Annotated in this window: 12 protein-coding genes and 1 tRNA gene; 10 read left to right on the top strand and 3 right to left on the bottom strand. The window is 66.2% G+C overall.

The window, feature by feature from the left end; translation table 11 throughout:
* Positions 1 to 16: 16 nt before the first annotated feature.
* Positions 17 to 1,351 carry a tRNA pseudouridine(54/55) synthase Pus10 gene (locus EYW42_RS15835; RefSeq protein ID WP_135536293.1) on the bottom strand — a complete coding sequence of 445 codons (1,335 nt, stop codon included), beginning with the start codon at positions 1,349 to 1,351 and terminating at the stop codon, positions 17 to 19.
* Positions 1,352 to 1,428: 77 nt separating this feature from the next.
* Between EYW42_RS15835 and trmY the strand changes: the two genes are divergently transcribed.
* The gene (gene trmY, locus EYW42_RS15830; protein WP_135536291.1) at positions 1,429 to 2,025 is read left to right on the top strand and encodes a tRNA (pseudouridine(54)-N(1))-methyltransferase TrmY; all 597 of its coding nucleotides are present in this window, start codon (positions 1,429 to 1,431) and stop codon (positions 2,023 to 2,025) included.
* Positions 2,026 to 2,084: 59 nt separating this feature from the next.
* A tRNA-Pro gene (locus tag EYW42_RS15825) sits at positions 2,085 to 2,157 on the top strand.
* A 281-nt stretch (positions 2,158 to 2,438) separates the two neighbouring features.
* Here EYW42_RS15825 and EYW42_RS15820 read toward each other — a convergent pair.
* Positions 2,439 to 2,735 (bottom strand): hypothetical protein, encoded by a 297-nt coding sequence (locus EYW42_RS15820; RefSeq protein WP_135536289.1) that lies wholly within the window; start codon positions 2,733 to 2,735, stop codon positions 2,439 to 2,441.
* 295 nt (positions 2,736 to 3,030) lie between these two features.
* On the opposite strand from EYW42_RS15820, the gene EYW42_RS15815 reads away from it, so the two are divergent.
* From EYW42_RS15815 to EYW42_RS15790, 6 genes are all read left to right on the top strand, one after another.
* Positions 3,031 to 3,753, top strand: a complete 723-nt coding sequence (locus tag EYW42_RS15815; protein WP_202613923.1) for a ZIP family metal transporter — start codon at positions 3,031 to 3,033, stop codon at positions 3,751 to 3,753.
* 164 nt (positions 3,754 to 3,917) lie between these two features.
* Positions 3,918 to 4,454, top strand: coding sequence for an AAA family ATPase (locus tag EYW42_RS15810; protein ID WP_135536287.1), 537 nt, complete (start codon positions 3,918 to 3,920; stop codon positions 4,452 to 4,454).
* A gap of 139 nt (positions 4,455 to 4,593) precedes the next feature.
* Entirely contained in the window at positions 4,594 to 6,663 is a 2,070-nt protein-coding gene (locus EYW42_RS15805; RefSeq protein WP_135536285.1) for a hypothetical protein, read from the top strand.
* Between the two features lie 128 nt (positions 6,664 to 6,791).
* Positions 6,792 to 7,769 carry an ABC transporter ATP-binding protein gene (locus EYW42_RS15800; protein ID WP_135536283.1) on the top strand — a complete coding sequence of 326 codons (978 nt, stop codon included), beginning with the start codon at positions 6,792 to 6,794 and terminating at the stop codon, positions 7,767 to 7,769.
* Positions 7,766 to 8,533, top strand: a complete 768-nt coding sequence (locus tag EYW42_RS15795) for an ABC transporter permease (protein WP_135536281.1) — start codon at positions 7,766 to 7,768, stop codon at positions 8,531 to 8,533. Before EYW42_RS15800 ends, EYW42_RS15795 begins: the two co-directional genes overlap by 4 nt.
* A 57-nt stretch (positions 8,534 to 8,590) precedes the next feature.
* Positions 8,591 to 9,238, top strand: a complete 648-nt coding sequence (locus EYW42_RS15790) for an NUDIX hydrolase (RefSeq protein WP_135536278.1) — start codon at positions 8,591 to 8,593, stop codon at positions 9,236 to 9,238.
* 31 nt (positions 9,239 to 9,269) lie between these two features.
* On the opposite strand, the gene EYW42_RS15785 is transcribed toward EYW42_RS15790, so the two are convergent.
* Entirely contained in the window at positions 9,270 to 10,082 is an 813-nt protein-coding gene (locus EYW42_RS15785) for a hypothetical protein (RefSeq protein WP_202613922.1), read from the bottom strand.
* An 82-nt stretch (positions 10,083 to 10,164) separates the two neighbouring features.
* Here EYW42_RS15785 and EYW42_RS15780 point away from each other — a divergent pair, with 82 nt between their 5' ends.
* Both EYW42_RS15780 and tgtA read left to right on the top strand, forming a co-directional pair.
* The gene (locus EYW42_RS15780) at positions 10,165 to 10,809 is read left to right on the top strand and encodes a helix-turn-helix domain-containing protein (protein WP_135536276.1); all 645 of its coding nucleotides are present in this window, start codon (positions 10,165 to 10,167) and stop codon (positions 10,807 to 10,809) included.
* Between the two features lie 54 nt (positions 10,810 to 10,863).
* The gene (gene tgtA, locus EYW42_RS15775) at positions 10,864 to 12,339 is read left to right on the top strand and encodes a tRNA guanosine(15) transglycosylase TgtA (protein ID WP_135536274.1); all 1,476 of its coding nucleotides are present in this window, start codon (positions 10,864 to 10,866) and stop codon (positions 12,337 to 12,339) included.
* The last annotated feature ends 26 nt before the right edge of the window (positions 12,340 to 12,365 follow it).

The following is a 12,365-nucleotide window of genomic DNA, read 5'->3' as shown; positions in this document are numbered from 1 at the left end:
GAACGCCGGAACCCGCTCACTCCCGGAGGTACTCGGGGTCGTCGAAGGGTTCGTCCTCTCCCTGCACGTCGACCACGTCAAGCGCCGTCACCTCGGCGTCGACGCCGAGCAGGTCGGCGAGACTCGGCTCCGTCCGTCCGTTGTCGCCGCTGACGAGTTCCTTGACGTAGAGGCCCCCCTCGCCGTGGAGTTCGATGGTGGCGCGGGTGTCATCTTCCAAGGACCCCTCGATATCGTACACCTGTCGCGTCCGCGTGACGCTCGCCCGACGATGGTCGACGCGCTCGGGCGTGTACTGCTCGATCGTCGCACCGTCGAGGTCGTCGAGTGCGCCGTCCAGTTCCTCGGCGGAAACCGGTTCCGCGAACTCGACGTCCATCCGGTAGGTCTTGCTCGCGTCGAGTTCCTTGACGCGTTCGACCATCTCGTGTGTCGCGAGCGCGAGGTCGGTCACCTCGACCGACCCCTCGGCGGCGTCGTTGATCGCCGCTTCGAGTTCGTCGACATCGGGCGAGCGGAACCCCGGTTCCTTCACTTCGACGACGAACGGGCGGCCGCGTTCTATCATCCGCGCGTCGACGTCCTCGCGGCCCGCGCCGTGGAAGACGGCCTCCTCGCCGTCCATGGCCTCACGGACGTGTGGCGCGACGAGTTCTTCGACGCTCTCATCGTACAGATAGCCGCTCCCGCCGCAGTAGTCACAGGGCTCCTCGCCGGCGTCGCCGAGTTGCTTGCCGCTGCCACCGCACTCTCTGCAGGGCCACTCCGTCTGTGGAATGTCCCGCTCTAACTTGCGGTAGCGACCGTAGACGAACGCGGGGTTGACCTGGATCTCCACGTCGCCCTCGCGTTCGAGGTTTAGAAGCGCCAGCACGTCCGGACGGTCGAAGTCGACCATCGTATCGGTGAGTTCCCCCACGCGCTTGCCGACCTCGCGGTTGAACTCCGATTTGAACCGTTCGCCGGCGTCGTCCGTCTGGGTGGGCGATTCGACTTCGTCGGCGGTGTCGTCGAGGCCCGCCTCCTCGCGGAGCAGTCGCTCGTTCTCCTCGATGAGCGGCGGCGTGCGCGTGCCGACCTGATATGTCTCGAAGTGGATGCCTTCGACGGCCTCCGCGACGCGTTCGGCCCACTCGTCGAACTCGCCGGAGCGGCCCTCGCAAACCCAGCACTCCTCGGGGCTCACCGGGTCGTACTCCTCGTCGTCTTCCAGAGCGGCGGTCACACGCAGCGCCTTCCCTCGTTCGCCGTTCGTCAGGCCGAAACTCCGGTCCGCGAAACAGCGGCCGAGGCAGGCGTCGCAGACGGGGCCAGCGTCGATGACCCCGCGGGCGTCCTCGATGACGGTCATGTGTCCCACCAGGCCCGGCGGGGGTAATTGCCTTGCCATTCCGATGAACGTATGGACGATCACCCGTACGTCACGGTATGCGCCAGTTCGTTATTCTCGGTCACGACGCTCCGACGACGCCCGACTTCCCGCTCGACGACATCACCGGCGGTGCGGGCCGCCTCGACGTGCTCTGTCGCTGTGTCAACTCCGCGTTTTTCCTCTCGCACGACATCCGCGAAGACGTTCGGGTCCACCTCGTACTGGCGGACGAGTTCACCGTCACGTTCGAGGGGAGCGACCTGCGCCGACTCAACCCCGACGAGCGCTCCACCGCGGCCCTGATACGAAACGCCCTCGACGAACGTGAGGAAGCTATCGGGCACATGCCCGTCGAGTCCAGCCCCGGCGTCTCGCTCACGCGACGCGGGTTCGAACCGGTTCTTGAGGACGTTGCCGCCGAAAGCACCGTCGTCCAACTGCACGAAGACGGCGAACCCGTGGTGGACGTTTCCCCGCCGGAAAACCCCGCGTTCGTCCTCTCGGACCATCACAACTTCGAGGCGGACGAAGCGGACCTGCTTGCCGACGCGGCGGACCACCGCGTCCGCCTCGGTCCCGAGCGACTCCACGCCGACCACGCTATCACCGTCGCGCAGAACTACCTCGACACCGGCGGATACGAGTCCTACTGATCGCCGGCCGTCACCCGTTTCGGAACTGTTAAAAACGACACCGCCCTTGTCTCTCGTGCGGGCCGGTGGGGTAGCTTGGTATCCTTCGGCCTTCGGGTGGCCGTAACCGCGATTCGAATTCGCGCCGGCCCACTTTTCCCGCATCACAACGACGAGGAGCGGAGCGACGAGTCTGCGATGTGTGACAAATAGACAGCAAGGGAATTCGAGCAGGGAGGACTCGCTTCGCTCGTCTTCCCGTATTCGACATTCGCGTCGGCCTACGTTCCCCAATTTCGTAATGACAAGGAGCGCAATCGCTCTACTGTGTCGCTCAGTGCATCACCACTGGTGATGTCGACTATCTCGACACCTTCAGGTTACAACTACGGCCACACTCGCGTGAGCGTTCAGCGGGTTCGATACCGGGCATCTCAATCACTAGCGTTCTCGATAGCGATCCAGCTTTCCTGCTTAACGAAGGTCTCGATCCCGTCACGTCGGTCGAAATCGCAGTATCCGACTCCTTCATCGAGTTGGGCGACAGTCTGGGCTTCGATGCGGGTTACGTTCTCAGCGTTGAGGACACAGTGGTTCGCCGCCGTATCCGGACGTAATGCATAGAGCCAATTCGAGCCATACGGTCTCACGACGACGTTGTAGGCCTCCGTTGTTCCATCAACGAAGTGGACCGTCGTCGGGTCGTCTTCGTCACCGTTGGAATCACTCATTTGTATCAGCCCCTCCTCTGTTGAAGTTCGTCGTGTCGCGGCTTAGTAGTTCCCACCGCTGTAGAACACAGTCCGTCGACGACAGTCGGTACACCATTCGATTCCACCGATGCTGACTGAGTAAGGGTTGATTCGCGAACTGTTCGACCTTCTGTACAGCCCTGTTCCGACTCGGATCGAAAATTACAGTCTGTTAGGCATGTTTTCCGGCGGTAAGACTACTCCGCCGTTCCGGGCGATAACAACCCTCCGGATCCGACAACTTTCAACTGGGTAGCCATAGTACTGCTAGGGAATGCCCGGAACGCTGACGCAGGCGCTGTCGTACACGATGATAGCCGTCGTTGCCGCACTCGTCGGCGGACTCGTCGCAGTCTATCGTCCACCGGGAGCACAGATGGAGAGTAACGTACAGCACTTCGCCGCGGGCGTGGTGTTCGCCGCCGTCGCCGCCGAACTTCTGCCGGACGTCCACACGCGAGCGCCGAGCGTAGTCGTCGTCGGCTTCGCGATCGGCGTCGCAACGATGCTCGGCATCCATCAACTCAGCAAGTACGTGGAGAAACGCGGTATCGGCGGGAAGGCCGCGGGGGCATCCGGTCTGCTCATCACCGTGAGTATCGACATGCTCATCGACGGCGTCCTGATCGGCGTGACGTTCCTGGCCGAGGCGGCCACTGGGATCCTCATCGTCGTTGCGCTGGCGATAGAGGTCCTCTTTCTCGGCGTGACCGGCGTCATCGCGCTCCCGGAGAAGACGGGGACGCTCAAGAAACTCGCCGTCCCCGCCGCGTTCGGACTCCTGTTACTCGGCGGGGTAACCGCCGGCGTGCTCGTCTTCGACGGCGTGACGGGAACGCCGATCGCTCTCGTGCTCGCGTTCGGGTCGGCCGCCCTCCTCTATCTGGTGACCGAGGAGCTCCTGGTCAAGGCCCAGAAGGTGCCCGAGACGCCGACCTCGACGACGCTGTTTTTCGCCGGGTTCCTCCTCATCTTCCTGCTCGACATGCTCCACTGAGAGGTCGAAACGGAGGTATTTCGGCCGCGATAGATATCCCGTCGAGCCGTACCGGTCAGTCTCCGCCGTCGACCGCTCCCGATACTGATATGTAAGTCCCGTCTGATCGTAGAGAGGAATGAGTGTCGACCGCGTTTTCGAGGGGCCAACCGAGGATGGTACCGATGGCTGACACCGGATCCGCGACGGCGAGAGAGACGGCGGCCGACCATCCGCAACTGGTGGTCGTCTGCGGGCCACCGGGCGTCGGGAAGACGACCGTTTCTGAGGGGGTTGCCGACCGGATCGACGGGGAGTTACTCCGGACCGACGTGGTTCGTGAAGACGTCGCTCCTGACCCGGAGTACACTGATGCGGAGCGAAAGCGCGTGTACGATGAACTGTTCGCTCGCGGCCGTAAAGCGGTCCGGCGCGGCGAGAACGCGGTGCTCGACGGGACGTTCCAGTACCGCCCCGTTCGGGAGCGGGCGCAGTCGCTGGCTGACGAACTGGGGGCGGAGTTTCGGTCAGTGAAAGTCGAATGCGCCGAACCCGTCGTCAGAGAGCGGATAGCGGGGCGAACCGACGACGAAAGCGACGCCGACTTCGAGGTACATGCGATGATCCGCGAGCAGTTCGACCCCCTCTCGGTCGACCACGTGACGGTCGATAACTCCGAGACGCTGGCCGAGACCCAGCGGCAACTCGACCGACTCTTCTGAGCCGTGTATCGGCGGACGCCGCCGCCGGACGATGCCAGAAAACCTTTGCACCGACAGTAACTGGTCGAGCTATGAGCCAGACGTTGAACGAACTGTCGAGAGCGCGTGCCGCGACCGACCGAGAGGTAATCCGAGGCCCGTGACCGATCCGGGAAACCTGTCCCGTCGCGACCTGCTGAAAGCCGCCGCCGGAACGGGAGCGGTCGGCGCTGGTACGCTCGCCGGCCTGCAGTTCCTCGGCGGTGAGGACACGCCGACGACCGAAGTCGACGACGACCGGGCACGTGAACTGGCGGAGCGGTTCGCGCCGACGCTCTACTTCGATGCCGCCGAGCGGTGGTTCCCGACGGACCCGCGGCCGTACGAGAGCGAATCAAACGGTGAGACGGTCGTCGACGGGTTCGATGCGCTCGACGGCTACACTGAGCGGTTCACCGACTCCGAGGCCCCGCCGGACCCGACCGTGTTCTACCGCGCGATCCGGTACGAAAGCTCGCCGCTTGCGGTCGTGCAGTTCTGGCTGTACTCGGCGTTCGACCAGTTCTCGACGAACTTTCACTGGCACGACTGGGAGGCGGTTCACGTCTTCGTCGACGTCGAGGCGGAGACGCCGCAGCTGTTCGTCGCCAGCGCCCACTCGCGGAAAGTGCCGAACAACGAGTTCCTCGACCCGGATCCGGACGCGTTCCCGCGCATCCTGCCGGAACTCGGCTCGCACTCCAGCGGCCTCTCTGTCAACGAGAACCGCGATAGCTTCCAGCGGTTTCCACTGCCTGACGCCGTCGCCGACGTGACGAACCAGGTGTTAGCCGGCGTCGAGGTCGTCGACGAACTGCCCATCGCCTACGGACTCCCGCGGGACGAAGGGACACGGCTCCCGTTCGTCGTCCCCGAACTCGATGGCGAACCCATCTACGACCACGACCGCTTGCCGGCGGTCGGCCAGTCCGACCTGATCCCCGCCGGCCTCACCGTCCGGTCGTTCGAGGACCTGGCGTCCCCGCCGAACGACCTCCCTCAGCGGGAGACGGGGCTGGTGTTCGGCCACGACCACGAGAACGCCGCGGACGTCCGATACGCGCTGGAACCGACTGCCGACGTGGAACACGTCGGCGAGTTCACCGGTCCGCAGTTGAGTTTCGAGTTCGCCGTCCCCGAGTTCGCGGAGGACAGGGTCGCCGGTCACATCACGTCGACGGGCGTGCCCTGGGACCAGCCACGGTACGACAACCCCGCGGCGGACATCTCCGACCCGTCGCACCGGTCTACGCTTGCGGAGCGATACGACGCCATCGCCGGCCCTGACGGGGCGGGTCTGGTCGTCGCCGCGGTGCAGGAAGCCGTCGAAAGCGCTGACGCGCCCGACGGCGAGGGCGTGACCACGGCGGACCTCGGTACCGAGGCCGTGGTGCTGGTCGAGAGCGACCCGGAGGCAGTCCCGACGTTCGGCGGCGTCGCAGTCGCCGCAGACGTGCCCGCCGGCGACCATCGAGTCACGGTCAACGGCGCGGGGGTCGCCCCGCACAGCGAGCGCGTGACGGTAGACGAGAGCGACACGGCGACGACGGCGGGCGTCGACGGCCGGATAGCGGTCACGGCCCGCGAGGACGCCGTCAAACTTCGCGTCGATGCGGACGGGACGGACGCGGATCTGCGGGCGCTCGCGGTGGAAGACGACTTCGGGGGTCGGCTGTACGATGCACCGCTTTCGGGGCGGGACTCAGTGTACGTCCACGGCGGCGGCGCGTACACGACGGAGGTTCGGGACGCGGACAACGAGGTCGGCGCGTTCCGTGTCAATCCCGGCGAGGAGAGCGAGGTGACGATCGACCGGCCGCGGACCGGCAAAGCCTCGCTCGCGTCGTTTCTCGCCGCCCTCTCAGAGGAGACGGCGAGACGGGTGCGGGCGGAACTCGACGACGATGACGACGGAGATGACCGAGACGAACCGGGCGACAACGGCCGGGGAGTAGCGCGAGCGCTGGAGGCGGTGGCCGACGCCGCGTCCCGCGCCGCCGAGCGGGCAGAGGACGGCGACGGGAACGGTGCGGACCAGCGTCTCGAAGCGGTCCGAGACCGACTCCACCGCGTCGCGGAACGGCTGACAGAGACGGACGACCTTCCGGACGCCGTGACCGCCGCCGTCGGGCGGCGGGTCGAACAGGCACGGCGGCGCAACGAGCAGGCGCTCGACGCCGGGAGCCTCTGAACAGGAGTTCGAACCGTCGGCCGGCGAGGAAACCGGTCGCCGCAGCGAGCCGGTCGCCCAGCGGAACCGGTGGCAGCGGCACCCGCGTTCGACGTGCTTTAGCCGCCGAGTGAGAGACGGTACGGTAGATGCCACGGGCGATCGAGACGCAGGACCTGGTGAAGGAGTACGGCGACTTGCGCGCCCTCGACGAGCTCTCGATCAGCGTCGAGGACGGCGAGTTCTTCGGCTTGCTCGGCCCGAACGGGGCCGGAAAGACGACGTTCATCGAGATACTCGTCGGGCTGGTCCGGAAGTCGGGCGGCGAAGCCCGGGTGTTCGGCCAAGACGTCGTCGACGACTACCGCGAGGTCCGCGACGCCATCGGCCTCGCGCCACAGGAGTACAACGTCGACCGCTTCTTCCCGATCCGCGAGGTGTTACAGCACAAGGCCGGCTATCACGGTATCCCCGAAGACGAGGCCGAGCGCCGCGCGGACGAGGCGCTGAAGACAGTGGGGATCTACGACAAACGCGACGAGCGCTTCGACTGGCTCTCCGGCGGGATGAAGCGACGGCTACTGCTCGCGCGGGCACTGGTCACGGACCCGGACCTGCTCATCCTCGACGAGCCGACGGCGGGCGTCGACGTCCAGTTGCGCCACGACCTCTGGAACATCGTCCAGGAACTCAACGAGGGGGGTACTACCGTCCTGTTGACGACGCACTACATCGAAGAGGCGGAACGGCTCTGCGACCGCGTGGCGATCATCAACGAGGGGCGGAAACTGGAGGTCGCCAGTCCGGACGAACTGATGGACCGCGGGACCGACACGATTTACGTCCGGACGCAGACGACGCCGTCGACAGCGCCCGACCTCACCCATCTGGACAGGGTCGAGGGCGTGACGATAGAGGACGGCCGGCTTGCGGTGCGGGCGAAACAGGGCGGCCGCGTCGCGCCGCAGGTCCTGAACGAACTAGAGGCTCGCGGCCACGAGATCGTCGACCTGGAGATCACCCGTACGTCGCTGGAAGAGGTGTTCGTCGAGTTGACGAACGACGACGGAGAGGGTGCACGGAGCGGCGAGGAGTCCGCCGGGATCCCGGGAGGTGACTCGGCGTGAGGTTCCTGTCCGTGAGCACGTACGCGCTCGTAAAGCGGGAGATACTCCGGTACGTCCGGCGGCCGTCGAACACCTTCCTCCCGCCGCTGATCACGAACGTACTGTATTTCTCCGTGTTCGGCGTCATCCTGGGGGACCGCATCGACAAGATTCAGGGGTTCGATTACATCGTGTTCATCCTCCCCGGCCTCATCGTGCTCGGAGCCATCTCGAACGCGTTCGAGAACGCCTCGTTTTCGATCTTCCACGGGCGGTGGAACGAGTACATTCACGAAACGCTCACGTCGCCGATGTCGTACACGGAGATGGTGCTCGCCTACATCGGCGCGAGCGCGCTCCGCGGACTGGTAGTCGGGGTCATCATCGCGTTCGTGGGGTACGCCTTCGAACCGGTCGGCGTCGCGCGACCGTTCTACCTCGTCGCCTTCCTCGTCGTTATCTCCGTGCTGTTCGCCAGCCTCGGCGTCGTGGGTGGCCTCTGGGCGGAGGACTTCGACTACCTGACGGTGATGAATCAGTTCATCGTCCGCCCGCTCGTGTTCTTCGGCGGCGTGTTCTACTCACTGGAGATCCTTCCGCCGCTTTACAGGACGCTGTCGCTACTGAACCCGATGGTGTACATGGTCAACGGCGTCCGGTACGGCTTCCTGGCGTACTCGGACATCGATCACAACGTCGCTCTGGCCGTCCTGTCGGCGTTGACGCTGGCGGTCGTGCTGGTAGACATTGCGCTGTTCAAACGCGGCTACGGCCTCACCGACTAGCGGCCGAGCGACGGACCGTTCGGCGCACTTTTGCGGGCAGTAGCCGTACTGGCGTGCATGGACGCTGACGACGGCTCACGTGACGGGACGAACGACAGCGGGTCTGCCGACGACTGGGACAGTGACAGCGGTTCTGTCGACAGCGACGGTGACAGCGGTTCTGTCGACGACGGTCTGGCGTGGGAGACGCTCGATTCCGGCGTCGCCTACTCCTGTCCCGGGTTCGACGTTATCAAGGAAGACGCGCGTCTCCCGGACGGCACCGAGACGGACTTCGACTATCTCACGGAAGGCGAGAGCGTCGTCGTTCTCCCCTTCACCGCCGACGGCGACGTCGTTCTGGTCGAGGAGTGGCGTCAGGCCGTGAAACGAGTCAACCGCGCGCTCCCCGCGGGCGGTCTGGAACCGAGCGACGTCGACCTGACCGCCGCGGTCCGACGCGAACTGACCGAGGAGACAGGCTACGAGGCCGGCGAGGTCGAACATCTCACCTCGGTCGAACCCGCAAACGGCATCTCGGACGTCGTCTTCCACTACTTCCTCGCGCGCGACTGCGCGCCGACCGCCGAGCAGGACCTGGACGACAACGAGACGATCCGCGTGACGACGGCGGAGTTCGACGACCTCCGGGAGGCCGTCCGCGAGGGGGAGATATCCGACGGCCGAACGGCGCTCGGCGTGCTGTACTACGCGCTGTTCGAATAGGCCGGCGGCCGCACGCCGACAGCGGGACACGTTACCCGAGCGCCGGAGCGAGCGCGTGGGTAAACGCCGCGACCAGCAGCGTCGCGTAGCCCGCCGCGACAAGTTGGACGGCCCGCACAGGTCGCGCAAGTCGGCCCTTCTCGCTCGCTTCGGACGCGAGATAGCCGGCGAGCGGGAGCGCCTGGAGCGCGTGGAGTCCGAGGAAATGCGCCGCTCGGAAATCCCCGCCGGCGTTCCAGCCGACCACCGGAATCGCCGGACTGGAGTCGACCGCGCTGGCCTCCAGCACGACCATCGCGCCGCCCTCGTACGACCCGACGACGAACAGCGCAATGCCGAGGCAGATGCCCCATTCGTACGCCGGGGCGACGGCGAACTCCCGCCGCCAAGCCCGGACGAGTAGCCACGCGACGACTGCGACCATGGCGACGATAGTCAGCCCCATGACGGCGTATACGGCCGTGTCGAACGCCGTCGACTGGTTGAAATGCGATTCGACCCCGCGTGCCGCCTGCCCGGCGATGAGCGTTATCTCGACGACGCTTGCCGTCGCCACGGCGAGCGACGCGCGCCGCAGGGTGCTATCGGCGACAGGGAGGTGGTGACCTATCCAGCCGAGCGTCGCGGTGAACAGCGCTATCGAGCCCGCGAACTTCGCGGGTTTGAGCCAGACAGGCTCCCCGCCGACGGTCCGCGGATCGAGGGCGATTCCGGCGGCGAATCCAACGAACAACGCGGCGTTGAGCGCGGCGACAGCGAACAGGAGCGGGTTTCGTCGGCGGAGCTCCGCGACGACGGTTGCGGGACGGTTCCAGCGAGCGTACGCGGCAGTGTTGCGGATCACTGCGTGAAGATCCGGCCGAAGCCGAGGAATCAATTTGCCCAACATCTTGGTGTTGGACGCCGATAGCGACAGGTGATACGAGATGATCAGAGCTCAGTTCCACGTTCAACTCCCCGAGGGCACCTGGGTCGCTGAAGTGTCGCGCTCGTTTCCGGAGGCGACGTTTCGGCTTCTGACGGGGTTCAGGGCCGGTTCGACGGCGATCGAACTCGGCGAGGTGGAGGCAGACGACCCCGACGCCGTGTCCGCTGCCATCGACGACCACCCGTCTATCGTCGCGTACCAGCGTCTGGAGCGCGCCGACGAGACGGTCGTGGCGAGATACGAGACGACGGACATCGGACTCTACGAGGCCGTCGAGCGGTCGTCGGTGCCGCCCGAGTATCCGATCACGGTTCGGAACGGCTGGATCGAGTACGAGTTCACCGGCTCGCGGGAGGTGCTGGACCGCTTCCGGACGGCGGTCGAAGCGGCCGGCCTCTCGTACGAGCTACGCTCCGTGGTCGGAAACGAGAACTCGTCGGGGCTCCTGACCGACCGACAGCGGGAGGTGCTCGCCGCGGCCGTCCGGGAGGGGTACTTCGAGGTGCCGCGGGAGTGTACGCTCGCGGACCTCGCGGCCACGCTGGAGGCAGACAAGTCCACGGTGAGTGAGATCCTGCGGCGCGGCGAAGGGAGCATCGTCAAGTGGTTTCTCACTGGAACGGACGGTGACACCGAGTTCTGACCGCAACGACGCGGAACGGAATCCTTACCCACGCGCCGGGGCTACCGCGAACCAATGCGCGATCACTTCGAACTCCGCGACGCGGACGCCGCGGGCCGCATCGGGGAACTGACCGTCCCCCGGGCGGGGGTGACAGTCGAGACGCCGGCGCTGCTGCCGGTGATAAACCCCAATCTGGATACGATCTCCCCGTCGCGACTCGCCGAGGAGTTCGGCGCGGAGATACTCATCACCAACTCCTACATCATCCACGGGAACGAGGAACTCCGCGAGCAGGCACTGGCCGAGGGCCTGCACGAACTGCTTGATTTCGACGGCGCGATCATGACCGATTCGGGGTCGTTCCAGCTGTCGGTGTACGGCGAGATAGACGTGACGCCGCCCGAGATCCTCGAGTTCCAGCGCGACATCGGCTCGGACATCGGCACGCCGGTCGACATCCCGACGCCGCCGGACGCCTCGCGCGAGACCGCCGAGATCGACCTGGAGACGACCGAGGAGCGCATCGCCGAAGCCGAGACGATAGACACCGGCGATATGCTCGTCACCGCGCCGATACAGGGGTCGACCTACGCGGACCTGCGCGAGGAAGCGGCCCGGACCGCCGACGCGTCGTCGCTCGACGTGTTCCCCGTGGGCGCGGTCGTGCCATTGATGAACGACTACCGGTTCGACGACATGGTCGACGTGGTCGCCGCGTGCAAGCGCGGCCTCTCGGCGGACGCGCCGGTCCACCTGTTCGGCGCGGGCCACCCGATGATGTTTGCGCTCGCCGCGGCGCTCGGTTGCGACCTGTTCGACTCCGCGGCGTACGCGCTGTACGCACGCGACGACCGCTACCTCACCGTCCGCGGCACGCAGCAGTTAGACGACCTCGATTACTTCCCCTGCTCGTGTCCGGTGTGCGCCGAGTACACGCCCGACGAGGTCCGCGCACTGGGCCGAAACGCCCGCGAGGAGGAACTCGCCGCGCACAACCTCCACGTCACGTTCGCCGAGATACGGCGGATCAAGCAGGCGATCCGGACGGGGAACCTGCTCGAACTCGTCGAGACACGCGCTCGCGGCCACCCGGCGATGCTGGACGGCTACCGCGCACTGCTGGACCACGCCGAGCAACTGGAGCGCGAGGACCCGACCTCGAAAGGCACGTTCTTCTACGTCTCCTCGGAGAGCGCGCGCCGGCCGGAGGTGCTTCGCCACCGCGAGCGCCTCGACCGGATCGACGCGCCGGCGGGCGACCTACTGCTCACGGAGGGTGCGGACGTAACCGGCTACGACGAGACGTGGCGGCTCGTCCCACCGTTCGGCCCCGTGCCGCCGGCGCTCGCCCAGACGTATCCGCTGACCGCGGAGACGCCGAGCAGGGCCGACGACGAGGCCCGCCGCGCCGCCGCCGAGGCCGTGGCGCGGTTCGCCGAACTGAACCCCGAGACGGCGGTCACCGTCGCCCACTACGACTGGCCGGACCACGTCGTCCGGCGGTTGCCGGACGGCGTCGAACGGATCGACCTGGCCGAGCGACAGTAGTGCAGAATGCGCCCGGCAACGCGCCG

Source organism: Halostella pelagica, assembly GCF_004762015.1.
Lineage (GTDB): Archaea > Halobacteriota > Halobacteria > Halobacteriales > Natronoarchaeaceae > Halostella > Halostella pelagica.
Note: the sequence above shows the minus strand (reverse complement) of the source record. Positions and strands in the feature narration are given on the sequence as shown.